Genomic DNA, 23,787 nt, shown 5'->3' with positions numbered 1-23,787 from the left:
AGCGCGCCGAAGCGCCCCCTGGTGAACGCAGGGCAGAACCCGGTTTCAGATACCCATATTGCTCAGTGTCACCATCAGGTCGTTGAGTATGCCGGTCAGCCGCGGATGCTCGACTTCGAAGTGCGCGATCGCCTCTTTGAGCTCCGCCACCAGAGGGCCATGGTGCGCTTCGCTACCCTCCCCTTGCAGCCGCTGCTCCAGCGTTCCGATCAACGACTCCAGACGCGCTTTGGAAGATCCGTCGGCCTCCAGCGCCGCCACCTGCGCCCGCAACTGCTCCAAGGTCTCCAAGAGGTCTTTCTCGCTCATTTCCGTCTCCAGCTCCATGATGAGGTGCACGATGCCAGGCTAGTTTACGGGTGCCATGTCCCTTCCGCCAAGGGGACGAAACCCCGTTCGGGCATTGGCGGCTGTATTTACAACAGACGGAGGTGTTGGGTATTCTGAAACACGCTCTTTGGCAGCAAACAGCCGGGATTTTTTCCCTAGGCAGAACTGCCGGCGGACTGTCATCCTATCCGCTGCCGTCCCTGCCAAGGCAGACGATGAAACTTCCCGGTCAATACCCGAAAACAGATAACAGAGAAACGCAATGGATCACAAGAAGACGTCTATCCGGACAACCGCTCTGGCCGCACTGGTGCTCGGTGCCGTGGCCGCTCCCGCCTTCTCGGCTCCCGTCGACCAGGCCACCTACAATGGCTTCAAGATCTACAAGCAGCAGCGTTGCGAAACCTGCCACGGCGCCACCGGCGAAGGCAGCGCGGCATTCCCCAACCTGCTGAACAGCCTCAAGAACCTGAGCAAGGATCAGTTCAAGGAAGTGGTTCTGAAAGGCCGCAACGCCATGCCGCCGTTCGAAGCCAACAAGAAGGTGGCAGAGGGCATCGATGACCTGTACACCTACATCAAAGGCCGCTCGGACGGCACCGTGCCGGCAGGCGAACTCGAGAAACCGCAGTAAGACCGCTCCTTCATCGCCTGCTCCACCCAGCTGCGCCCCGCACGTCGGGGCGCAGCCCGTTCAGACGTCGCTCCCCCCGTCTGCGTCAACGCCTGAACTTGACCGAAGTCCGCGAAGATCGGAGGCGCGCCGGGAGCGATTTCGCCTCGACCGGCTTGCGTTTGGCGTGCGTGGACATCCCCTTCTGCGTCCCAGGGGAAGGGCGCGCAGCCACGACTCTGGCACGATGTCCGTTCGTCTTGCCGGCGGCCGCCCGCCGGGCTTTCTTCGGAACGGCGGAAATCCGGCTCTCTCCTGGACGTATCAGCAAACGGGGCACGTATCCCTGGTCGAAACCGGCGAACCGCACGCTGGATTCCCGCCCTTCGATCTGGGCGAACCCGTCGTCGAGAATGTCGCGCATGTGGGCATCCCGGCGGAATGACGAATTGCCGCCGAACACCACGCCCACCAGCCGGACGCCGTTACGGCGGGCCGATGCCACCAGGTTGAAGCCCGAGGCATTGACGAACCCGGTCTTGATGCCGTCCGCGCCGTAGTAGTTCTCGAGCAGATGATTGTGATTGTGGAAACTCCGCCCCCGATACTGGAAGCGCGAAGTGGAGAAATACGGATAGTACTGGGGAAAATGCTTCAGCAGCGCCTTTCCGAGTCGGTACATGTCGCGCGCCGTCGTGACCTGTTCGGGATCCGGCAGCCCCGAGGCGTTGCGGAACACGGTCTGACTCATGCCCAGCTCGCGCGCTTTTCGCGTCATCATCGCGGCAAACGCAGGCTCCGAGCCGGCCAGTCCTTCGCCCAGCGTGGCGGCGGCGTCATTGGCGGAGCAGGTGACCAGGGCCAGGATGCCTTCTTCCACCGTCAGCGGATCACCCGGCCTGAGTCCGATACGGGATGGGGACCGGGATGCGGCGTAGCTGGAGGCATAGAAGGTGTCATACAAGGAAATTCTGCCCTGTACAAGCGCCTCGAACACCAGGTAGAGGGTCATCATCTTAGTCAGGGAAGCGGGATGCCTGATCTCGTCAGCGTTCCGCTCGTACAGCACCCGATCCGATTCGACCTCCATGACCAGCGCCGAATAGGGAGCGGCGACGGCTTCGCCGGCGACCCACCCCACTGCAACAGCCACTACGACTATCCCTACGAAACGACAAAGACGGCGCGACATCACTCGAGATTTCCAATAAACTGACAAAACGATCCTTTTTCCATTGTCTCCCCTGCCAAGAAAAGGGCAAGACCCGAACGGGAGGGTCAACCCCGCCGCATGACCCTCTGTTTCTCCCGCTCCCAGTCGCGCTCCTTCTCGGCAGCACGCTTGTCATGTTGTTTCTTTCCGCGCGCCAGGCCGATTTCCAGCTTCGCGCGGCCCTGTTTCCAGTACAGCGACAACGGCACGAGGGTATAACCCTTGCGCTCCACCTGTCCGATCAGACGGCTGAGTTCCTCTGCATGCAAGAGCAGCTTACGGCTGCGGGTGGGATCGGGCTGGACGTGGGTGGAAGCCGATGGCAAGGGAGAGAAATGCGCGCCGAACAGCCATGCTTCGCCGTTCTTCAGTATTACAAAGCTTTCCTTGAGTTGCGCCTTGCCCGCCCGCAGACTCTTGACTTCCCAGCCCTCCAGCACCAAACCCGCTTCGAGGCGCTCCTCGATGAAATATTCATGGGTGGCCTGGCGGTTCTGGGCGATGTTGGCGCTTCCTGGGGCGCTTTTCTTGCTGCTCATGACGGTGGGATTCTTCGGTTCGATTCGGTTTGCTATCCTGTGAGGATTTTACCCCACCGGCGCCCATGCTCCGACCCCGAACGAGCGTGTTTCCGCCCGGCCGAGCACTACCAGCAGGAGGATAACCATGACCGATCAACGATTCGTGCACGTGCAATGGTCTTCGCGACTGGCTTTCGTCCTGGCTGCGAGCGGTTCGGCCATCGGCCTGGGCAACATCTGGAAATTTCCCTATCTCACCGGCGAACACGGCGGCGGTGCCTTCGTGCTGGTGTATCTGCTGTGCGTCGCCGCCATCGGCATCCCGATCATGATCGCCGAAACCCTGCTCGGACGGCGAGGGCGGCAGAGCCCGATCAATGCCATGCGGAGCCTGGCCGAGACAGCCAAGGTCAGCCCGGCCTGGCAGTATGCGGGCTGGCTCGGCGTGATATCGGGTTTCCTGATTCTGTCCTATTACAGCGTCATCGCCGGCTGGGCATTGGCTTACGTCTTCAAGATGAACAGTGCGCTGTTCAGCCATGTCACCCCCGAAACCGCGGCACGCTATTTCGACGAATTCCGCACCGATCCGCAGATACAGGTGATCTGGCATACCCTGTTCATGGTAGCCACCGTGGCCATCGTGAGTCGGGGCGTGAACGGCGGCCTGGAGAAAGGCACGCGCTACCTGATGCCGGCGTTGGCGGTCATGCTGGTCGTCCTGGTCCTCTATGCCGTCGGTACCGAAGGACTGGGCCGGGCCGTCGCCTTCCTGTTCCTGCCCGATTTCTCCCGGCTGAGCGGAGAAAGCGTGCTGACCGCCATGGGACAGGCCTTCTTCTCGCTGGGACTGGGCATGGGCTCGATCATGGTCTACGGTTCCTACCTCCCCAGCCACGTTTCCATCGCCCGCTCGACGATCGTGGTAGCAGCCGCCGATACCGCGGTCGCGCTGTTTGCGGGCCTGGCTATCTTCCCCATCGTGTTCAGCAATCACCTGGAACCCGGCATGGGACCGGGCCTGATTTTCCAGACCCTGCCGATCGCATTCGGCGCCATGCCGGGAGGCTCTTTCTTCGGTGCCCTGTTCTTCGTCCTCGTGTTTTTTGCCGCCTTGACTTCATCCATCGCCATGATCGAACCGGCGGTCGCCTGGCTGACCGAAAATCGGGGGCTGAGCCGGGAAGCCGCGAGCGCCTGGAGCGGCTTGGCCTGCTGGGGGCTGGGCCTGGGCACCCTGCTGTCTTTCAGTTCCTGGTCGGACGTCCGGTTGTTCGGCAGGAACCTGTTCGAACTGCTCGATTTCCTGACCGCCGACGTCATGCTTCCAATCGGTGGCTTCCTGGTCGCGGTGTTCGCCGGCTGGGTGCTGAGCCGCCGGGATACCGAAGAGGAACTCGAAATGGCCGATTCCCGCGCCTACGAGGTCTGGCGGTTCCTGGTGCGCTACGTCGCCCCCAGCGGGATGGGTATCATTTTCCTCAAGGCGATGGAGCTGATCTGATGACCGACACGCGCCGGCCGATCCGAGTGGAAGTGGCTTATGCCCGACCCGACGTTCAGGTCATCATACCGGTCAAGGTCGCAGAGGGCGTCTCCGCGGCGGCGGCCATCCAGACCTCCCGAGTGCTGGAGAAATTCCCGGAAATCGATCTGGCGGTCAACAAGATCGGCATCTTCGGCAAGGTCTGCGGACTCGACCAGATTTTGCGGCCGGGCGACCGGGTGGAAATCTACCGCCCCTTGATCGCCGACCCCAAAGAATCGCGCCGCCAGCGGGCAGCCAGGAAGGACGAAGGAAAAGCCTAGCCGCTGCCGAACCAGCTCTTGATGTGTCCCCACAAACTCTGGTCGCGCTCGATCTTGGGGATGTCGACGTTGACGTCCTTGCTGGCATCCAGGGATGGCAGTTCACCCGGCTTGAAATCCCCCTGCAGCCCGACCAGCTCGTCGTGATCAAACAGAAGCGATATCCGGCGCTGCACGCGCTCCTCTCCACCCGGCTGGTTGGAATAGACGTAGTCCCAGCGGTCATCACGGAACGGGCTCACCGTGAGTGGCGACCCCATGATGAAGGTCACCTGGCGCCTGTTCATACCCGGCTTTAGCTGGTCTACCATTTCCTGCGAGACGATGTTCCCCTGATGAATGTCCAGGTGGTAAAGGAAGGGGATCCGGTCGACATAGGTGCAGGCGGCCAGCGGGAGAGTGGCGATCAGGGAGAGTATGGTACGATGTGGGGGCATGACGGAATGAAATCGCAGCCGGGTTCGAGCGGCACCGTGCCGCATCATACCCGATCGAGGATTTTGAAGACATAGCGCGCTCGAACCCCATGGAAACGCAAGACATACGCAACGCCGGCCTCAAGGTCACCCTCCCCCGGATCAAGATCCTGGAAATGCTCGAGGAGCAATCCGACCAGGATCGGCATCTGACCGCGGAGGACGTGTACAAGCGGCTGATCCAGCAGGGCGAGGAAATCGGGCTGGCGACGGTGTACCGGGTGCTGACCCAGTTCGAGGCTGCCGGCCTCGTCAAGCGCCATCATTTCGAAGGCGGCAATTCGATCTTCGAGTTCAACCGCGGCGAGCACCACGACCACATCGTCTGCGTCAAATGCGGGCGGGTCGAGGAGTTCAGTGACGAGGTGATCGAAAGCCGGCAAAAGGAAATCGCGAAAAATCTCGACTTTTCCCTGACCGACCATTCGCTCTGCCTCTACGGCATCTGCGCGCATTGCCGCACGGCCGCCACCTCTCCCTGACCTTTCCCAAGTTCCCCCCTCCGTGTTCAAGCCGCTCGTCCTCTACATCGGCCTGCGCTATACGCGCGCGAAACGGCGCACCCGTTTCATTTCCTTCATCACGCTGACCTCGGTACTGGGCATCGCGCTGGGGGTCACGGCACTGATCACCGTGCTTTCGGTCATGAACGGTTTCGAGGCGGAATTACGCGAACGCATCCTCGGCATGACCTCGCATGCGTCCATTTCCGGCCCGGGCGGTACGCTGGGCGACTGGCGGGTCTTGGAACCTGCACTTTCGGAAGACAAGCGCATCCTGGGATGGGCGCCCTACATCGAGGGGCAGGCCATGCTGAGCTCCGAACGGCGCGCCAGCGGCGCGATGCTGCGGGGCATACTGCCGGAGTACGAGCCGCGGGTCTCGGACGTGGCGAACCACATGCAGCTCGGCAAACTCGGCGACCTGGCGCCCGGCCAGTTCGGCATCATCCTGGGCGCCGAGCTGGCGGCCTATCTCGGTGTATCCAGCGGAGACAAGGTCACGGTCATCACGCCCCAGGTCACCGCGACACCGGCGGGCATCCTCCCTCGGCTCAAGCGCTTCACGGTCATCGGCACGTTCCAGGTCGGCATGTTCGAGTACGACCGGAACCTCGCCCTGATCCAGCTCGAAGACGCGGCCCGCCTGCTGCACATGGAGGGCGAGATCAGCGGCCTGCGGCTCAAGCTCGACGACCTGTTCAACGCCCACCGCATCGCCCGCGATCTCGGGCCGAAGCTGCCGGGCGACTACTACGTCACCGACTGGACCCAGGCCCATACCAACTTCTTCCGCGCCATCAAGACGGAGAAGCGGGTGATGTTCATGATCCTCCTGCTGATCGTCGCCGTGGCGGCGTTCAACATCGTTTCGACCCTGGTCATGGTGGTGACGGACAAGCGTGCCGACATCGCCATTCTCCGCACCCAGGGCATGACGCCCGCCAGCGTGATGGGCATCTTCATGGTGCTCGGCACCGTGATCGGCGCCGTCGGCACCGTGATCGGCGGCCTCGGCGGCGTGCTCCTGGCCCTGAACGTCTCCGAGATCGTGCACTGGATCGAAAGCCAGCTCAGTATGAAATTCCTGTCCGCCGACGTGTACTACATCAGCGACCTGCCGTCCAAGCTGAACTGGACGGACGTGTTCCAGATTACCGGCATGGCCTTCCTGCTGTCCTTGCTGGCCACGATCTATCCGGCCTGGCAGGCCTCGCGGGTGCGTCCGGCAGAGGAACTGCGGTATGAATGAACCGGTCCTGGAATGCCGCGCCCTGCACAAGCGCTTCGTCCAGGGCATCCTCGACGTCGAGGTCCTGCACGGGGTGGACCTGCGCATACGGCGGGGCCAGCGCTTGGCCATCATGGGTGCCTCCGGCTCCGGCAAGAGCACACTCCTGCATCTCTTGGGCGGCCTGGACACTCCCACCAGCGGGAAGGTTCTGATGGACGGGATCGATCTGGCCGCTCTGAATGAACGCCGCCGGGCGGAGCTGCGCAACAAGACCTTGGGCTTTGTCTACCAATTCCATCACCTGCTGGGTGAATTCACGGTGCTGGAGAACGTCGCCATGCCGCTCTTGATAGGCGGCGCCTCCGTCGCCAGGGCAAGGGACGCCGCCGCGGCGCTGCTGCGCCGGGTGGGTTTGGGAAAACGCATCGAACACAAGCCGGGGGAGCTTTCCGGCGGCGAGCGGCAGCGGGCGGCGATCGCCCGGGCGCTGGTGACGCGTCCGAAATGCGTCCTGGCGGACGAACCTACCGGCAACCTGGACAGCAAGACGGCGGAGCAGGTCTATCAGCTCATGCTGGAGCTCAATCAGGAATTCGGTGTGAGCTTCCTCATCGTTACCCACGACGCGTCATTGGCCCACAAGATGGATGAGGTCCTCCACATGGAGGATGGGCGGCTGGTCTAACCCCGGGCGGGCTTAGAGCTTGTCGGCGTGATGGAGGTGCAACAGCTTCCAGTAGGCGCGGCAGCTCAGGTTCACCAGATAATGGCTGTTCAGCGGCTTGGACCGCAGTTTGCGGAACTCCCAATGCTGCCGCACCGAGCGTCGCCAAAGCCAGCGAATGGAAAAATAGCCCAGTACGGCCCCCAGATTCATGAGCGTGAAACAACCGACCAGCAGCGGCGCCCCCAGGCTCCAGGCGGTTTCGATGCTGAAGAACGCAGAAAACTCGGTGAAGGTGAATGAATCCAGCCCCAGCACCCAGGTCCCGACCAAGTAGGCGAAATAGTACATCGGCACCCAGGTGAGGGGATTGGTGATCCATACCAGCGCCACTGCGACTGGTACATTGGCGTCGAAATAGATGGACAGGATCGCGGCGATGACCATCTGCCAGGGCAGCGGCGGGGTGTACATCGCCCACAGCCCCACGGCGAAAGCCCGCGACACCGAACGCCGGTTCAAATGCCAAAGATTCGGGGCATGCAGTCTTTCCCCGAGGAACTCGAGACTTTTGATCTCCCTGATCCGTTGCCGGTCCGGCATGTAACGCTTGAGAATCTTCTTGGGCATGAGGCGTCTGGTACTGATGAGGTTGTCGGCCGGGGCGGCTATTGTACGTGCTCCGTTGGCAAAGATGAACGCGGGCCGCGGCGGCATGGCGGCGCTGCTGGGCTTCGTCAGTGGCGTGATCGCCGTGCAGACGCTGCCGGAACTGCCGTCGCCGATGCTGCTGGCCGGCTTCGCCATCGCCGCAGCGATCCTCTTCTTCTGCCGCTGGTTTCTCGGTTGCGCGCTGCTGCTGGGCTTTGTCTGGGCCTCGGCGTTCGCCCTACTCCGCCTGCATGACGACCTGCCCCACGAGCTCGAAGGCCGGGACATCCACATCGAAGGCACCGTCGCCAGCCTGCCGGAGCCGAATGAACGGAGCGTGCGCTTCGAATTCGACGTCGACCGGATCCTCGGTCCGGAAGACTCCCGAGTTCCCAGGCATCTCCGTCTGACCTGGTACGACGCCGGCCGCACCATCCACGCGGGCGAGCACTGGCGTCTGACCGTCCGGCTCAAACGGCCACACGGCATGCTCAATCCCGGAGGGATGGACTACGAACTCTGGCTGTTCTCCCGGAACATCCGCGCCCTCGGCTATGTGCGCGAGTCCACCGGCAACGTGCTGCTGAAGCCGGCGAACCCATGGCTGCCGGGCGCGTGGCGCCAGTTCTTGTCGGATCGCATCCATGATACCCAGGCCGGAAGCCCTTTTGACGGCGTGATCCGTGCGTTGGTCTTGGGCGCGGAAGACGCCATCGCCCCGCCCCAGTGGGAGGTGCTGCGGCGCACCGGCACCGCCCATCTGATCGCGATTTCCGGCTCCCATATCGGCCTGATCGCCTTCCTGGCTTACGCCGTCACGGCAAGAGCCACCACCCTGCTGCACGTGATGCGCTGCCCACCGCCGGCCCTGGCGGCCAGCGCGGCCATCACCGCGGCAGCCGCCTATTCCGCCCTCACCGGCTTCGCGATACCGACACGGCGGGCGCTGCTCATGATCGCGATCGCCATGGGCGGCATCATCGCACAGCGCCACCTGCGCCCCGCCCGTACCCTTGCACTGGCGCTCGCCGCCGTCGTCCTGCTCGACCCGCTGGCCGTGACCTCGCCGGGGTTCTGGCTGTCCTTCCTGGCAGTCGCATTCATCCTCTATCTGCTGACCGGCCGCCTGCATCGCCCCGGTCTCGTCGGCGGGCTGGCCTGGACCAACTGGGCTACCAGCCTCGGCCTCGCGCCGGCGCTGTTGTTCTTCTTCGGCCAGATCTCCTTGGTCTCGCCCTTGGCGAACCTGTTCGCCGTACCGGTGCTGGGCCTGGCGATCACACCTCTGGCGCTGTTCAGCGCCCTGGTGCTCCTGGTCTGGCCCGCAGTGGGGGAGGTCTTGATGGGATTCACGGCAACGCTCGTCGCCTGGAGCTGGAAAGCGCTCGAATGGCTCTCCGCCCTATCCTGGGCTCAATGGCAGCATGCCGCCCCGCCGTTTCCGATGGCGCTACTCGCGGCCTTAGGCGTAGCGGTGCTGATGGTCCCGCGCGGCATTCCGGGACGCTGGCTGGGCCTGTTCCTGCTGCTGCCGGCCGCGACCCATGCCCCCGCTCCACCTCCGGAGGGCAGCTACCGGCTCACCGTGCTGGACGTCGGCCAGGCACTGGCCAGCGTCGTGGAAACCCATGCCCATACCCTTGTGTTCGACACCGGCGCACGGCTGAGCGACAGCTTCGACACGGGCACGGCAGTACTGGAGCCTTATCTTCGCAGCCGCGACATCTCGGCCATCGATACCCTGGTGGTCAGTCATGGCGACAACGACCACATCGGAGGAGCCGCCGCCCTGCTACGGCGCTTCCCGGTCACCGTGGCCCTGAGCAGCGCACCGGACAAACTTTTCCATCCCGGCGCAAGAGCCTGCCACGCGGGGCAAAACTGGGAATGGGACGGAGTGCGGTTCGAGATGCTGTGGCCGCCCGCCCCGGGGAGCGCCGAGGGAGCAAACCCGGGCGGCAAGGAAAACGACATCTCCTGCGTGATGAAGATCAGCGCCGCCCAGGGCAGCGCCCTGTTGACCGGCGACATCGAGCGCGACGCCGAATCCGCTCTGGTGAGGCGCCACGGCACCGCGCTGGCGAGCGAGGTACTGCTCGCGCCGCATCACGGCAGCAAGACCTCGTCCAGCCCGGAATTCCTGAGCGAAGTACGGCCATCCACCGTTCTGGTTTCGGCCGGCTACCGCAACCGCTGGGGATTCCCGAGTCCCCAGGTGATGGAACGTTACCGGCGCTTCGGCATCCGGGTGTTCGACACCGCCAGCGGCGGCGCACTGACCGTTCTGCCCGCTGCCGACGGTCCAGGGACCGAGATCCTTCCCTACCGTCTGCGCCACCGCCGCTACTGGCACGACACCGCGATCAGGACAGAACGCCCTGCCGGCGCAGCTCCTCGATGAGGTCGGCCACATCCCGACCCTCCACCGACAGCATCAGCCGTCCCTCCCCCGCACCGAAATCGGCATGCATCAGCGGGCACAAACAGATCAGCCCGGCATGGTTGACGAGTTGCGCCGCCCGGATCAGCTCGGCACCGAAACCTTCGTCCTCGAGCACCGTCGCCGGATGGCCGATGTCGAACAGGGCCCGCTCGAGCCGATAGGCCATCTCATGACGCTGGGGTCCGGTGAGCCAGACGGTGACGGCCTTCTGGCCGAAGCGGGCAGCACGCTCCTCGGCGGTGACCTTGCGGAAGCCGGTTTCGCCCTGGACGGGCCCTGCGATCATGCCCGCCCCGACCGTGACGTTGGTCAGCCGGTCGATGACGATGAAAGCGCCGGTCCCCTTGCAGCGGGCATAGGGATCGAACGCCAGCGGCGCGCTCAAGGCCAGCTCGCACAAACCGATCTCGTTGAGATTGAGCTGGCCGGCCGGGTGCCGCTCCAGGGTGTTGACGTCGATGCGGTGGCGGATGGCGGCCACCGAGCCGGAGAGGGTCCGGGTGGCGTGTTTGAGGAGGTATTGCTTCCCCGGAATCAGCGGGGCTTCGGTCATCCACACGACGTGGGCCTCGAAGCGACTGTCGAGGTACGGCAAGCGGTCCGGATGCACCAGGAGGTCGCCGCGGCTGACGTCGATCTCGTCCTCCAGCGTGAGGGTGACGGCCTGGGGCGGAAAGGCGGCCTCCAATTCGCCATCATAGGTGACGATGGACTGGATCCGGCTGCGGGTCTTGGCCGGCAGCACCAGGACCGGATCGCCCGGCCTGAACACCCCGGCGGCGACGGTGCCGCTGTAGCCGCGGAAATCGAGATGGGGGCGGTTGACGTACTGCACCGGGAAGCGCGGATCGTCGAAGTTGCGGTCCTGGGCGATCTCGAGAGTGTTGAGCAGCTCGATCAGGGACGGTCCGCCGTACCAGGGCATGGCTGCGCTCCTGTGCACCACGTTGTCGCCGTTCAAGGCGGAGATCGGGATGAAGCGCACGTCGTGCAGCTCGAGCTTGTCGGCGAAGGCGAGGTAGTCGGCGCGGATACGGTCGAACACGGCTTCGCTATGGTCCACCAGATCCATCTTGTTGATGGCGACCAGGACATGCCTGATCCCCAGGAGCGACACGATGTAGCTGTGGCGGCGGGTCTGCACTTGCACTCCGTGGCGGGCGTCGATCAGGATGATGGCCAGGTCACAGGTGGAGGCGCCGGTGGCCATGTTGCGGGTGTACTGCTCATGGCCAGGGGTGTCGGCGATGATGAACTTGCGCTGGGTCGTGGAGAAATAGCGGTAGGCGACGTCGATGGTAATGCCCTGCTCGCGCTCGGCCTGCAGGCCGTCGACCAACAGGGCCAAGTCGAGTTCGCCGCCGGTGGTGCCGGATTTGACGCTGTCTCGCCGCACCGCACTGAGCTGGTCCTCGTAGATCATCTGGGAATCGTGCAGCAGCCGCCCGATCAGGGTGCTCTTGCCGTCGTCGACGCTGCCACAGGTGAGGAGCCGCAAGAGCTCCTTCCGCTCGTGCTGGGCCAGGTATGCGTGGATGTCGGTGCCGATGAGGTCGGATTGGTGTGACATGGGCGTGATCAAAAGTCGCGGAGCGAATGCCGAATCACCCTCTCCCTTGGAGAGAGGGCCGGGGTGAGGGAAACCGTCATTGCCATCGGAATCTGCAACGGCATGGGGCACCGACGGTCAGAAATACCCTTCCTTCTTCTTTTCTTCCATGGACCCGGCCTGGTCGTGGTCGATGAGCCGGCCCTGGCGCTCGGAGGTCCTGGTCAGCAGCATTTCCTGGATGATCTCCGGCAACGTGGCGGCGTCGGATTCGATGGCGCCGGTCAAGGGGTAGCAGCCCAGGGTGCGGAACCGCACTTTCTTCCGCATCGGCACTTCGCCGGGCAACAGCGGCATGCGCTCATCATCCACCATGATCAGCATGCCATCGCGCTCGACCACCGGCCGCTCGGCGGCGAAGTACAGCGGGACGATGGGGATGTCTTCCAGGTAGATGTACTGCCAGACGTCGAGTTCGGTCCAGTTGGACAGGGGGAACACACGGATGCTCTCACCCTTGTTGATCTTGCCGTTGTACAGGTTCCACAGCTCGGGGCGCTGGTTCTTGGGGTCCCAGCGGTGATGCCTGTCGCGGAACGAGTACACCCGCTCCTTGGCGCGGGATTTCTCCTCGTCCCGGCGGGCCCCGCCGAAAGCGGCGTCGAAGCGGTACTTGTCCAGGGCCTGTTTGAGCCCTTCGGTCTTCATGATGTCGGTGTGCTTCTTGCTGCCGTGGACGAAGGGATTGATGCCCTGGCGCACGCCCTCTTCGTTGACGTGGATGATGAGGTCCAGCCCCAGCTCCTGCGCCCGCCGGTCGCGGAAGGCGATCATGTCGCGGAACTTCCAGGTCGTGTCCACGTGCATCAGCGGAAACGGCGGCTTGCCCGGGTAAAACGCCTTCATCGCCAGATGCAGCATCACCGCCGAGTCCTTTCCGATCGAGTACAGCATCACCGGCCGCTCGAACTCGCTCACCACTTCCCGAAATATGTGGATGCTCTCCGACTCCAGCTGCTTCAGGTGGGTCAATTTGTGTGCGTTCATGCGGTACGGCCGAGAGAAAAATAGGGTTCGGTGAAACCTGTAAAGAATACCACAACGTGCCCCCGGCTCATGACCGAACATTGCCGCCGCACGCAACAGGACCATTGACTCCTTCCCGCCGAAGCGCTATATGGCCGCTTGCGGAGCCGGATTTCGACGTCGCGGCCCGATGGCAATCACCCTGATATTTTTGGTGCACCAAAGCAAAATATGCCGAGGCGACCTACAGCACGGAGGATGGCATCATGAAAAATTTCGAACAGGTCAGGGATGTTCTGGATCATGGCAAAGAACTCCACGATCAAATACGAGCCTATTACGAAACCTTGAAAAAACAGACGGATCAGTCGGAAATCCGGTTGAAGATGGCTCTCGACTATCTGAGCCGGCACGAAGACGAACAGAAGGAAATGCTGGAGCGTTTCGAGGAAAACGCCCGCAGTGCCCTTCTCAATACCTGGCTGCAGTTCGCCCCCAGCGACCATGTCGAAGAGCTGCTGGCAAAGACCAAACCCCGTCCCGGCATGAGCGTGGACGAAGTGGTGCAAATCGCCTGCGCCTTCGACGACGCCCTCGTGACCCTGTACAAGGAAGCAGCGGCGGAAATGGACGATCCCAAGGCACGGAACGTCTTCAACAATCTGGCCGAGGCGAGCGAGAAGGAAAAACAGCGCATCGTCCGCGACACACAGCAGATGCTCCACGAAATATGATGCCACGCGCGGAGGGGCCTGCCCCTCCGCCCAAGTCCACGGTTTTTCTGGTATGATGGGTTCAGATCGGCCGTCAGGGAAACTTTCGTTTAACCGCGCGGTCTGACTTGTCAACCCGGGGGCGACATGGCTTCGACGTGGATCGCGAAACCTGAGGTGCATGCCGAGGTGCAGATGACCTCGTAAATCCATCTGCAAACCAAATAAACGCCAACGACGACGTTTACGCACTGGCCGCTTAAGCCGGCCGGCCTCTGATCAACAGCTCGCTTACAAGCGGCTGGTTGGGGGTAACCCAATTGTAAGCTCGCGCTGAAGTCTGTCCGGGGCCGAAGCGCTAAAACCCAACGGAATCGCCGTCCGTCTTCCCTGCCACTCGGGTAGCGTCCGGCTAAATCAATAGAGTGGATACGCATGTAGAACCGATGGCAGAGGATTTGCGGACGCGGGTTCAATTCCCGCCGCCTCCACCAATATATAAAGGTCAACCGTTCTCGGTTGGCCTTTTTTATTCGCGCCATCCTTCGCGCTCACCCTTCGGGCCGTCGCTGCGCGACGTTCGGCGCCGCTCCTGCGGCGCTCGTCTTGCGCGCTCCCGCGTGCTCGCGGGGACTCTCGCGGACGCCTGCGGACTTCCTTCCCCGGCCGTCTTGCCCACCTCGGGCCGCATTCCGCTCTCTCCCTGCCGTTATTCTCTCCAGGCTCGCCCCCCTTTAAGGCGCCGAAGTCCGCAAAGGCCGTCCGCAGCCTCCATGAATATCAACAAGTTACGTGCTGACCGTTCAAGCGGTTGGATGAAGGCATCGCTGTTCCAGAGGAAACGGCCCGCCGGCTTACTTGCTGTTGTCGTAAACAAATTGGCAGCCTTGTTGACGCAATACACAAACACGCCTACGATTGATTCAACTGAAACAAGTCATGGGGCACATCTTGGATCCGAGCAACCTCGTCGGCATCAGCGAGATCGCCGATCTCGCCAAGGTCACTCGTCAAGTCGTCAGCAACTGGCGCCAGCGCTATGATCACTTTCCGCGCCCGGTGAAAACGCTCCAGAGCGGCCCGGTCTGGGATCGAGAGGTGGTCGAGGCCTGGGTCAAGAACTTCAAGGGCGAAGCCACGCACGTCCTGAGTTTCATCAACCTGAAGGGCGGCGTCGGCAAGACCACGACCGCGGTTGGCGTCGCTGAAATCCTTGCGCAGGAAGAGCGCAAGCACGTTCTGGTCGTGGATCTCGACCCGCAGACCAACGCCAGTGTCACGCTGATCTCCGAGGAACGCTGGGCGGAGATGGACAAGGCGGGGCAGACGGTCGCCCAACTGTTCGCCGATCGGCTGAACCCCAACGATCCGCCGAAGTTCGAGATCGAAAAATCCATCGCCCGCGGCGTCTCCACCATCAACGATGGCATTGCGCGTCTCGACCTGCTGCCGTCGAGCATACGTCTGATCGACATTCAGGACCGCATCCCGATGATCGCGTTGTCGGGCAACTTCACCGTCAACCCGCTGGACATCCTGAAGCACGCCCTGCAGCCGGTCATCGACCGGTACGACTACGTGATCATCGATTGCCCGCCGAGCCTCGGCACGGTCACCAAGAACGGCCTGCGCATTTCCACGGGATACGTCATTCCCACCATCCCAGACATCCTCTCCACCTGGGGCATCTACCAGATCGTCGACAACGTCCAGCGTTTTGCCGACGACATCGATCGGCCCATCCCGTCGCTCGGCATCGTCGCCACAAAGGTTCAGGGCAACAATCTCCATCGCCGCGTCATGGATGACCTGGGCGCCGGGCGTCTCGGTCGTTTCGGCGAAGCGGGTGCGCTGCCCCAGCCGCCCCTCTTCGCCAACAGCATTCCACAGACCGTGAATGTCGCACGTGGCGCGGACGTGGATGCCGACATCCGCACATTCAAGGGAAAATACGGCACGGCATACGAATCCATCCGCGGGCTGGCCAAGGAAATCAAAACACTATGCGAAACGAGAAAGCCCTGATCAAGCTGCTGCGCGGGCTGGTCGATCTCCTTGCCGACGAAGCAGGGCGCAACCCCGACTTCGCCGCGCGCCTGGACGACGTGTTGACCGGTCTGCCGGCAGGGTCAGCCAAGCCCCCCAAGCAACGCGCCACGCCGCCCGCCGAACTGCCGGACATTCATGCTGAATGGAACCAGCGCAGCGAAACCGACTTCCGCCTGTGGCTGCGCGACCAGCCGATGCCGGTGCTACGCGCCCTGGTTCGAACCCACGACTTCGACCCCACCCGCCGCACGACCAAGTGGAAGGAACCTGAAAAACTCGCCGACTTCATCGCTGACGGCCTGAAGGCCCGCCTGGCGCGCGGGTCGTCATTCCTCGGGCGGGGGACAGCGTCATGAGTCTCAGCTCCATCAGTCCATGTAACCACTGTCAGACCCAGGAAGAGTGAACAGCCCATGTTCCACCTCACTGCACGTGTTGCTTGGCACGATTCGCGTTGGAACGGAGCCGTCTGCCGCAAGCCTTCCTGCAACTCTTTCTGCGCGGCTCTCGACCGCATCCGCTTGGAGCGCGATGACGCCCGTGAGGATGCTCTGGCAGGGAAGCGATGGAGCACTCTGGACCCGGACGAACTGCCCGCGTGCAAGGCCGAGTCGGGCGCGTTCATGAACGAAGAGGAGTGGTCGCGGCGCTTCGTCCACCCCTACGCCGGCATCAAGAAAGCCGAGGAGACGCACGGCCACCTCAAGCCGACGCTGGTCAGGGTCCCTTCCTACGCCACGTTCGTGGTGCCGTTCGCGTGGATGCTCCGTAGCGAGCAGGAGGCGATCGACGAACGGCTTCCGACACCGCTTCCGCCCGACGAGGATTCCCCGTTCGCGAGTCCTTGGGTCTTCGGCCGCGAGCGACAGGAGGCGATCCTCAAGCTGTTCTCGAGCAGGCTCACGCCAGAGCGGTCGCTGGTGTTCTTCTACTGCAAGGAGGGCCAGCCGCTCGGCGACACCATCTCGCGGCTCGTGATGGGCGTCGGGAGGATCGCGACAGTCGCGCAGCCGAAGGCCTACGACGTCACGAAGACGAAGCCCACGCACCTCATGTGGGACCTGCTCATTCGGCACACCATCCGACCCGACGGAGAGGACGGCTTCCTGCTCCCGTACCACGACTACCTCGAGCCGACAGGCGATGCCGCTGAAGACGCTCGGCGTGAACGCCTCCTACAAGAGATTGCGGTGCCCGCCGACCCGGCACACGTTCGCGTCTTCTCCTACGCCGCGGAGCTGGCACCTGCCGACATCGCACTGTCGACGCTGGTCCGTTGCCTCGAATCGGTGCGCAAGATTCGAGAGCACGGGATCGCGAAGGGGCCGTGGGAGCGTCGCGAGGAGTGGCTCAACCAGCAGATCGCGCTGGCATGGCAAGACCGAGGACCGTTCCCTGGGCTGGGCCCCGTGCTCGAAGCTCTCGGGATGCGACTCGGGACGGCCCTCGCGCTGGAGCTGCGGTCGTCGGGAATGGTCAAGGCCGACGTCGACCCGTGGCCGACCGTGGACGCGATCCTCCGAGGCAAACAGAAGCCGCCGCAGCCGGCCTATGCGGAGGATCTGAAGGCGATCCGAGAGACGTGGACGAGCCTCCCTGACGAGCGCCGCGCTCTGCTCACGCTGCTGTCGCGGTTTGCGTTTACGTCGGCGCAGGCGCTTCGCTGGTTCGATCCGAAGGAGAGAGCCAAGGGCACAGCCACCAAGGTCAGCGACGAGGACATCCTCGCGAACCCGTACCGGATGAGCGAGGTGGACCTCGGCGACTGGAACGACTCGCCAGTATCGGTGGGGCTCATTGATCGCGGCTTGCTCCCTGACGCGACCATCGCAGCAAAGCACCCGGTCCCAGCACCCTCGAAAGTGGGCTCGCCGAACGACGCGCGGCGTCTTCGCGCCGCGCTGGTTGCGGTGCTGCGTGAAGCATCGGAGAACGGCGACGCGCTCCTGAGCGTCACCGAGGCGCTGCAGCGCGTCGGCTCGCTGGATCTTGTTCACCCTTGCGTGATCGGTTCGGACTGGCCGAACACGAACCGCAGCACGCTGTCCGGCGTCATCGAGCTCGTGGATGTCGCCGGCGCCGGCGCTACATCGACCGCTGCGCTGCAGCTCACGGAGCTGAAGGGACGTGAGGATCGACTCCGCTCGGTCCTGGGCAAGCGCGCCGGCAAGCCTGCTGCCCCCGTGAAGGCCGATTGGCAGAAGCTGCTCGTCACCGCGATCTCGGAGGCAGGCGGCAAGTTCGACAAGAGGAACGAGCTGCATCGCCAGGCGATCGAGGAACAGGCGGTTGCGCTCGAACGGCTGCTGTCTCGACGGCTGAGCGTTCTCGTCGGCCGGGCCGGCACGGGCAAGACGTCGGTCATGGGCGCCTTGATGTTGTCCGAGGCACTCACGAAGGACGGCATACTCCTTCTCGCGCCGACCGGAAAGGCGCGCGTGCGCCTCGGCAAGGCGACGAATGCCGAGGCGATGACCGTCGCACAGTTCCTTCACCGGCTCGGTCGGTACGACGGCGCCCGCCAGCGACCGAAGTTCGACGGCAAGGACAAGTATCGGAAGGAGAAAACCGTCGTCATCGACGAGTGCTCGATGCTGACGATGGACGATCTCGTCGCGGTGCTGGAGGCGCTCGACCTCGCCCACGTGCAGAGACTCATCCTGGTGGGCGACCCGAACCAGCTTCCACCAATCGGCGTGGGTCGCCCGTTCGCCGACCTCGTCTCGTATCTCGAAACCACCGATGCGCAGAGCGATGACGGTTCACCCCTGGGGCACGCCCTCGCTCGGCTCACCGTCGAGGTGCGCGCAGCGGCTGCGGCCTCCGCGGCGTCGGACGCGCTGCGCCTAGCATCATGGTTCACGCGCGAGCAGCAGCCCGTCGATGCGGATCGCGTTCTCAGCGATCTCGAGCTCGGCGAGAAATTCAACGACCTCGAGATCGTGTTCTGGAAGACGCCCGGCGAGCTACGCTCGCAACTGCTCCAGACCTTTCAGAAACACCTCGGGCTGAAGAATGGCAGCGACGTGGCGGACTTCGACGCTTCGCTCGGGCTCGACGATCGCGGCTGGGTGCCCTTCGATGCGCCGGAGGGCTCCGAACGTTGGCAGATCCTGTCCCCGGTTCGGATGCACCCGCACGGCGTGTACGACATCAACCGGTGGGTGCAGCGACAGTTCCGGGCGAAGGAACTCGAAGCGGCGTCGACCGCATGGGGCGTCAGTCTTGGCGACGAGAGCATCGTAGCCAAGGACAAGGTTATCCAGACCACGAACCAACGCCGCAAGGCGTACAACTGGAGCGATCGAGCAACCGAGGAGCACTACATCGCGAACGGCGAGGTGGCACTGATCGCGAAGGTGAAAAACATGCTCAAAGGCGTATTTGCCGGACGGCCGAACCTCACTTTCGACTACTGGCCCAACCAGTTCTCCAACGGCTACGCGCCCCTCGAGCTGGCCTACGCACTCACCGTGCACAAGTCGCAAGGCAGCGAGTTCAAGAAGGTCTTCGTCATCCTACCGAAGAACTGCAGGCTGCTCTCGCGTGAGCTCGTCTACACGGCGCTGACGCGCTCACGCGAGCAGCTCGTGCTCCTCATCGAGGGCGACGACGCAACGGTCCTCTTCGACCTCACGCGACCGGAGCGCTCGGAGACGGCGCGCCGGAACACGAATATCTTCCAGGGCGTCATTCGCGTCGCTGACGACACTGTGCCGTTCGCAGAGCACCTCATCCATCGAACCGAGAAGGGCCACCTGGTTCGCAGCAAGTCGGAGCTGGTCATCGCCAACATGCTGTTCCAGCTTGGTATCCCTTACGAGTACGAGCGCGTCTGCGAAGGCACCGCAGCACCGGGCCGCCTTCGCCCCGACTTCTCATTCGTGACGGCCGATGGCGACCTGATCATCTGGGAACACCTCGGGATGCTGAGCAGGCCCGACTACAAGCGGGGCTGGGACTGGAAGCGCGAGTGGTATGCGCGCAATGGCTTCGTTGAGGGCAAGACCTTATTCATCTCGACCGAGGATGCCCAGAAGGGGCTGGACTCAGCGCTATTGAGGGAGACGGCAAACGCCATCAAGACTCTCATCGAGTAATCTGCCTCTAACATCCGGTTCGCGGCCCGCGAATCGGAGTGTTGAACGTCTGCCTGCTTCGATTGGCTGCAAAGGCCGAAAACGGATTCTGGACTCGCCTCCGTTTCTTAGCGTGGGACTCGCGCTTTCACCGTACCAATGAGCCGATCCCGCTGCTCCTCCCACAACAACGGCGTCCCCGACGCCAGATCGAACAGGGTCACCTCCGGCGGCAGGGTCTCGTCGAGGATGGCGGCGACGATGTCCGGCGCCAGGGTGGTGAGGTTCACCATCCGACTCACATAGGCCCGATCCATCCCCTCGCGTTCGGCCACCTCGGATAGCGTGCGCGCCTCGCCGGACTCCACCATCGCCAGCCAACGGTGGCCGCGGGCGAGCGCGAGCTGGATCGGCGTCGGCGTGTCGTCCCACGGGCGTGGTTGCACGGCGCCGCCGTCCGGCAGGGTCACGGCCTTGCGGCTGCCGCGGCGCTTGATCCGGATTGGCACGGTGACGGTGAGGCTGCCGTCGCTCGCGGTGATCACCTCTGGCTGGCCGGTCTTGTCGATCAGTATCTCGTTCATGCCACGGCCTCCTCAAGCGTCTCTGGGGCGGGCTCGGGGCGCAGCTTCAGGGCGAGCACCTCGATGCCGTTGGGCCGGAACCGCACCTCGATGTCGTTCGGCGAGACGATCACCTTGTCGATGAGGAGCCGCACGATGCGCTGCTGCTCGGCCGGAAAGAGCTGATCCCAGATCGCATCCAGCCGGGTCATGGCCACCGTAACCTGGGCCTCGTCCAAAGAGGGGTCGAGCCGGGCGGCGCGCTCGGCCACCCCGGCGACCATGTCCGATGCGCGCAGCACCCGGCGCATCTGCTCCAGCACGGCGGCCTCCAGCTCCCCGGCCGGCAGGCGCGGCAGCCCGGAGGCGCCGGCGTGCTCCTTGTTCTCCCGCGTCGGCAGGTAGTAGCGGTAGATGCGTCCGTTCTTCTTGCGCGTGGACCAGGGCGTGAGTGCCCGGCCATCGATTCCCACGACGATCCCCTTGAGCAGGAACGGCACCCGGGCGCGGGTGTTATTGCCTCGCACACGCGAGTTCTGCGCGAGGATCGCCTGGACAGCGTCCCACAGTTTGCGCTCGACGACGGGCGGGTGCTCGCCTGCATACCACTGATCGCGATGGCGGATCTCGCCCAGGTAGACCCGGTTGTTGAGCAGCTTGTAGACGAGGCTCTTGTCGATGGGCTTGCCCTCGCGCACCCGCCCGTCCTGGGTAGTCCAGGCCTTGGAGGTCACGCCGTCGAGGCGCAGCTCCTTCACGAGCATGGTCGAGGACCCGAGTTCGACGAAGCGCTGGAAGATGTGGCGCACGATCTTGGCCTCGCGCTCGTTCACCACCAGCCGCCGGTTCTCGACGTCGTAGCCGAGCGGCGGCACGCCGCCCATCCACATGCCCTTGCGCTTGCTGGCGGCGATCTTGTCGCGGATGCGCTCGCCGGTCACCTCGCGCTCGAACTGGGCAAAGGACAGCAGGATGTTGAGCATCAACCGCCCCATCGAGGTGGTGGTGTTGAACTGCTGGGTGACCGAGACGAAGGAGACCCCGTGGCGCTCGAAGACGTCGATCATTCGCGAGAAGTCAGTCAGCGATCGCGTCAGGCGATCGATCTTGTAGACCACCACGATGTCGACCTTGCCGGCCTCGATGTCGGCCAGCAGCCGCTTGAGCGCCGGCCGGTCCATGTTGCCACCGGAGAAGGCGGGATCGTCGTAGTCGTCGGCCACCGGAATCCAGCCCTCCGCGCGCTGGCTGGCGATGTAGGCGTGGCCGGCGTCGCGCTGGGCGTCGATGGAGTTGTACTCCTGGTCGAGCCCCTCGTCGGTGGACTTCCGAGTGTAGACGGCGCAGCGCAGGCGGCGCTTCAGGGCTTCGCTCATCGCCGACCTCCCTGCTTCTTCGGATTCTTCGCCTTGGCCGGTGCCTTCACGCCGAAGAAGAGCGGCCCGGACCAGCGGGTGCCGGTGATCTCGCGGGCGATCATGGACAGGCTCGGGTAGCGCCTACCCTCGAACTCGTACTGCCCGTCCTGGGCGACCGTCACCCGGTGCTCGATCCCCTGGTACTCCCGGGTGAGCACGGTGCCGGGCATCAGCCGGATGTCGCGATCGAGCTTGCGCGCCTTGCCGGTCTCCACCAGGGCCTTGATGCGCCGCTTGTTGCGCTCCAGCAGGTTGGGATCGACCTTGCGGAACTCGATCTCCTGCAGCTTGTAGGCGATCCGCCTCTCCATGAACTGGCGGTTGGGTGTCGGGTTCTCGCTGCCGAAGAGTTCTCGCCAAAGCGCCCTCATTTCCTCTATCGAGAGATCCGGGAGCCCGGCGATCCGGGCGACGACGCTCGGCGGGGTGGGTGGGACGATGCTTGCCTTCATGGAGCCTCCTCCAAAGTGTTGTTGACGGGGTGGCTATGAAGGCGCTGGTGGCCGGAGAAGCCAAGCTCAAACTCGCTCTCCGCGGGGCCGCCTGCGGACTGAGCGAACCCGGCCTCGCGCAGTCGGACGAGGCCGTGGGCCAGCAAGGATGCGACTTCGCGCCGGCGCTGCTCCGGCGTCATCCGTTCGGGTGGTAGGTGGTTGATCGTGCACATCGGTATCGGTCCTGAGCGTCCAACTCGCTCGATGACGAGATTGTCCGGTCAGGCCGCTACCGAGGCCATCAGGGAGTTTCGGGCCGGTGCGGACCGATGGGGGCTGCTGCCAAGGAGGACGCAAGATCGGGTCGCGGCAAGCCGCTAGAATCGCCGTTGTTTACAAAATCAATACTTGTCCGTAAACTGTAAACAAAAGAGGATGCCCCCATGTTCGGCGAAAGATTGAAACTGGCCCGCAAGCGCTCCGGCCTGTCCCTTCGGGGACTGGCCGATGCCATCGACCATGCGGTCACCGCCCAGGCGATCGGCCGCTATGAGCGCGACGAGATGCTGCCGGGGTCGGCGACCGCCCTGAAACTCGCCAAGGCGCTCGGCGTCCCGCTGAGCTACCTGTTCAGCCCCTCGGAGATCCGCCTCGAGGGGGTGGAGTTTCGCAAGACCGCTGCGACCCGGGCCCAGGAGCGCGCCATGGTGGAAGCCGCCGTCCTGGACAGCCTCGACCGCTACCTCTTGGTCGAGGATCTGCTGGAGATCGGCAGCCATGTGTGGGACAAGCCCGAAGGGGCTCCCTTCAAGGTCTCCGACCTCGATGATGCGGAGACCGCCGCCGAGAGCGTCCGCAAGGCCTGGAACCTGGGTGGCGACGCGATCCCCAACGTGACCGAGCTGCTCGAAGAGCACGGCATCAAGGTGCTCAAGCTCGACTTCCCGCTTTCGGTCGACGGACTGACCTGCCGGGTGGCGCGACCGGACCAGGAGAAGGTACCGGTCATCGTGGGTTCGGTGTCGAAATCGGTGGAACGCCGACGCTTCACCCTGGCCCACGAGCTCGGCCATATGGTCATGGCCATCGACGGTGACCTGGACGAGGAGAAAGCGTGCCAGCGCTTCGCCAGTGCCCTGCTGATGCCGCGAAAGGACCTGCTGTTCGAGGTCGGGCAGCGCCGCCATGCCTTCGGCTACGCCGAGATCATCGAGATCAAGCGCATGTACGGCGTCAGCGCCGCCGCCCTGATCGTCCGGCTGCGCGACCTCGGCGTCATCACCGAGGGGACGTTACAGACCGTGTTTCGCGGCGTCGGCCGGACCTGGCGCAAGGCCGAGCCCGAACCGCTCCCGGAGAACGAGGAACCCAGACGCTTCCAGCGCCTGGTGCTCCGCGCCCTGGCAGAGGACGTCATCTCGCTTCCCAAAGCCGCAGAGCTGCTGCGCAAGAGTACGGGCGAGGTGAGCCGGATCATGTCAGGACCCGCGGAGTGACCTATC

Annotated in this window: 23 protein-coding genes and 1 other RNA gene; 14 read left to right on the top strand and 10 right to left on the bottom strand. The window is 63.8% G+C overall.

Annotation, left to right across the window (positions count from 1 at the left end):
• Window positions 1-45 precede the first annotated feature (45 nt).
• Window positions 46-309, bottom strand: a complete 264-nt coding sequence (locus tag ACSHWJ_RS08770) for a DUF4404 family protein (RefSeq protein WP_228370208.1) — start codon at window positions 307-309, stop codon at window positions 46-48.
• 283 nt (window positions 310-592) lie between these two features.
• Between ACSHWJ_RS08770 and ACSHWJ_RS08765 the strand changes: the two genes are divergently transcribed.
• A complete protein-coding gene (locus tag ACSHWJ_RS08765; RefSeq protein WP_010961831.1) occupies window positions 593-964 on the top strand; it encodes a c-type cytochrome in 372 nt (123 codons plus the stop codon).
• An 85-nt stretch (window positions 965-1,049) separates the two neighbouring features.
• On the opposite strand, the gene ACSHWJ_RS08760 is transcribed toward ACSHWJ_RS08765, so the two are convergent.
• On the bottom strand, window positions 1,050-2,096 hold the full coding sequence (locus ACSHWJ_RS08760) for a D-alanyl-D-alanine carboxypeptidase family protein (RefSeq protein WP_432539705.1): 1,047 nt from the start codon (window positions 2,094-2,096) through the stop codon (window positions 1,050-1,052).
• A gap of 125 nt (window positions 2,097-2,221) precedes the next feature.
• Window positions 2,222-2,695 (bottom strand): SsrA-binding protein SmpB, encoded by a 474-nt coding sequence (gene smpB, locus ACSHWJ_RS08755; protein WP_017364255.1) that lies wholly within the window; start codon window positions 2,693-2,695, stop codon window positions 2,222-2,224.
• 127 nt (window positions 2,696-2,822) lie between these two features.
• Here smpB and ACSHWJ_RS08750 point away from each other — a divergent pair, with 127 nt between their 5' ends.
• Together ACSHWJ_RS08750 and ACSHWJ_RS08745 are read left to right on the top strand one after the other, a co-directional pair.
• Window positions 2,823-4,181, top strand: coding sequence for a sodium-dependent transporter (locus tag ACSHWJ_RS08750; RefSeq protein ID WP_432539706.1), 1,359 nt, complete (start codon window positions 2,823-2,825; stop codon window positions 4,179-4,181).
• On the top strand, window positions 4,181-4,486 hold the full coding sequence (locus ACSHWJ_RS08745) for an RnfH family protein (protein ID WP_041361326.1): 306 nt from the start codon (window positions 4,181-4,183) through the stop codon (window positions 4,484-4,486). Before ACSHWJ_RS08750 ends, ACSHWJ_RS08745 begins: the two co-directional genes overlap by 1 nt.
• Here ACSHWJ_RS08745 and ACSHWJ_RS08740 read toward each other — a convergent pair.
• A complete protein-coding gene (locus ACSHWJ_RS08740; protein ID WP_256996547.1) occupies window positions 4,483-4,923 on the bottom strand; it encodes an outer membrane protein assembly factor BamE in 441 nt (146 codons plus the stop codon). The two genes, ACSHWJ_RS08745 and ACSHWJ_RS08740, sit on opposite strands and share 4 nt — an antisense overlap.
• 89 nt (window positions 4,924-5,012) lie before the next feature.
• Between ACSHWJ_RS08740 and fur the strand changes: the two genes are divergently transcribed.
• The 3 genes from fur to lolD are packed head-to-tail and all read left to right on the top strand — an operon-like array spanning window position 5,013 to window position 7,381.
• The gene (gene fur / locus ACSHWJ_RS08735) at window positions 5,013-5,444 is read left to right on the top strand and encodes a ferric iron uptake transcriptional regulator (protein WP_010961836.1); all 432 of its coding nucleotides are present in this window, start codon (window positions 5,013-5,015) and stop codon (window positions 5,442-5,444) included.
• Window positions 5,445-5,466: 22 nt separating this feature from the next.
• The gene (locus tag ACSHWJ_RS08730; protein WP_010961837.1) at window positions 5,467-6,714 is read left to right on the top strand and encodes a lipoprotein-releasing ABC transporter permease subunit; all 1,248 of its coding nucleotides are present in this window, start codon (window positions 5,467-5,469) and stop codon (window positions 6,712-6,714) included.
• Entirely contained in the window at window positions 6,707-7,381 is a 675-nt protein-coding gene (gene lolD, locus ACSHWJ_RS08725; protein WP_010961838.1) for a lipoprotein-releasing ABC transporter ATP-binding protein LolD, read from the top strand. Before ACSHWJ_RS08730 ends, lolD begins: the two co-directional genes overlap by 8 nt.
• Before the next feature lie 12 nt (window positions 7,382-7,393).
• Here the strand turns inward: lolD and ACSHWJ_RS08720 are convergent, their stop codons facing one another.
• A complete protein-coding gene (locus tag ACSHWJ_RS08720) occupies window positions 7,394-7,990 on the bottom strand; it encodes a DUF2062 domain-containing protein (RefSeq protein ID WP_010961839.1) in 597 nt (198 codons plus the stop codon).
• Between the two features lie 64 nt (window positions 7,991-8,054).
• Between ACSHWJ_RS08720 and ACSHWJ_RS08715 the strand changes: the two genes are divergently transcribed.
• Window positions 8,055-10,412 (top strand): DNA internalization-related competence protein ComEC/Rec2, encoded by a 2,358-nt coding sequence (locus ACSHWJ_RS08715; protein ID WP_256996548.1) that lies wholly within the window; start codon window positions 8,055-8,057, stop codon window positions 10,410-10,412.
• Here the strand turns inward: ACSHWJ_RS08715 and cysN are convergent.
• Both cysN and cysD read right to left on the bottom strand, forming a co-directional pair.
• Entirely contained in the window at window positions 10,375-12,024 is a 1,650-nt protein-coding gene (gene cysN / locus ACSHWJ_RS08710; protein ID WP_218798286.1) for a sulfate adenylyltransferase subunit CysN, read from the bottom strand. The genes ACSHWJ_RS08715 and cysN overlap by 38 nt on opposite strands.
• 117 nt (window positions 12,025-12,141) lie before the next feature.
• Window positions 12,142-13,050, bottom strand: coding sequence for a sulfate adenylyltransferase subunit CysD (cysD, locus tag ACSHWJ_RS08705; RefSeq protein WP_010961842.1), 909 nt, complete (start codon window positions 13,048-13,050; stop codon window positions 12,142-12,144).
• Window positions 13,051-13,295: 245 nt separating this feature from the next.
• Between cysD and ACSHWJ_RS08700 the strand changes: the two genes are divergently transcribed.
• The 5 genes from ACSHWJ_RS08700 to ACSHWJ_RS08680 all read left to right on the top strand — a co-directional run bounded on the left by ACSHWJ_RS08700 (window position 13,296) and on the right by ACSHWJ_RS08680 (window position 19,891).
• Window positions 13,296-13,763, top strand: a complete 468-nt coding sequence (locus tag ACSHWJ_RS08700) for a hypothetical protein (RefSeq protein WP_017364127.1) — start codon at window positions 13,296-13,298, stop codon at window positions 13,761-13,763.
• Between the two features lie 117 nt (window positions 13,764-13,880).
• Window positions 13,881-14,236, top strand: a transfer-messenger RNA (tmRNA) gene (ssrA, locus tag ACSHWJ_RS08695).
• 445 nt (window positions 14,237-14,681) lie between these two features.
• Window positions 14,682-15,767: an AAA family ATPase gene (locus ACSHWJ_RS08690; protein WP_432539707.1), complete on the top strand. Its 1,086-nt coding sequence runs from the start codon at window positions 14,682-14,684 to the stop codon at window positions 15,765-15,767.
• Window positions 15,746-16,147, top strand: coding sequence for a hypothetical protein (locus ACSHWJ_RS08685; RefSeq protein ID WP_432539708.1), 402 nt, complete (start codon window positions 15,746-15,748; stop codon window positions 16,145-16,147). Before ACSHWJ_RS08690 ends, ACSHWJ_RS08685 begins: the two co-directional genes overlap by 22 nt.
• 57 nt (window positions 16,148-16,204) lie before the next feature.
• Complete coding sequence (locus ACSHWJ_RS08680) at window positions 16,205-19,891, top strand: AAA family ATPase (RefSeq protein ID WP_432539709.1); 3,687 nt, start codon at window positions 16,205-16,207, stop codon at window positions 19,889-19,891.
• A gap of 107 nt (window positions 19,892-19,998) precedes the next feature.
• Here ACSHWJ_RS08680 and ACSHWJ_RS08675 read toward each other — a convergent pair whose 3' ends face one another.
• Genes ACSHWJ_RS08675 through ACSHWJ_RS08665 form a run of 3 tightly spaced genes read right to left on the bottom strand, consistent with a single transcriptional unit; the run spans window position 19,999 to window position 22,303 of the window.
• Entirely contained in the window at window positions 19,999-20,454 is a 456-nt protein-coding gene (locus ACSHWJ_RS08675; protein WP_432539710.1) for a hypothetical protein, read from the bottom strand.
• A complete protein-coding gene (locus ACSHWJ_RS08670; protein ID WP_432539711.1) occupies window positions 20,451-21,809 on the bottom strand; it encodes a recombinase family protein in 1,359 nt (452 codons plus the stop codon). Before ACSHWJ_RS08670 ends, ACSHWJ_RS08675 begins: the two co-directional genes overlap by 4 nt.
• The gene (locus ACSHWJ_RS08665; RefSeq protein WP_218798292.1) at window positions 21,806-22,303 is read right to left on the bottom strand and encodes a DUF2924 domain-containing protein; all 498 of its coding nucleotides are present in this window, start codon (window positions 22,301-22,303) and stop codon (window positions 21,806-21,808) included. Before ACSHWJ_RS08665 ends, ACSHWJ_RS08670 begins: the two co-directional genes overlap by 4 nt.
• Before the next feature lie 35 nt (window positions 22,304-22,338).
• Between ACSHWJ_RS08665 and ACSHWJ_RS08660 the strand changes: the two genes are divergently transcribed.
• Window positions 22,339-22,500 carry a hypothetical protein gene (locus ACSHWJ_RS08660; protein WP_218798293.1) on the top strand — a complete coding sequence of 54 codons (162 nt, stop codon included), beginning with the start codon at window positions 22,339-22,341 and terminating at the stop codon, window positions 22,498-22,500.
• Between the two features lie 228 nt (window positions 22,501-22,728).
• The gene (locus ACSHWJ_RS08655) at window positions 22,729-23,781 is read left to right on the top strand and encodes a helix-turn-helix domain-containing protein (RefSeq protein WP_218798294.1); all 1,053 of its coding nucleotides are present in this window, start codon (window positions 22,729-22,731) and stop codon (window positions 23,779-23,781) included.
• The last annotated feature ends 6 nt before the right edge of the window (window positions 23,782-23,787 follow it).

The sequence above is a fragment of the Methylococcus sp. S1M genome (genome assembly GCF_051295855.1).
GTDB lineage: Bacteria > Pseudomonadota > Gammaproteobacteria > Methylococcales > Methylococcaceae > Methylococcus > Methylococcus capsulatus.
This window is presented reverse-complemented; position numbering and strand designations above follow the sequence as displayed.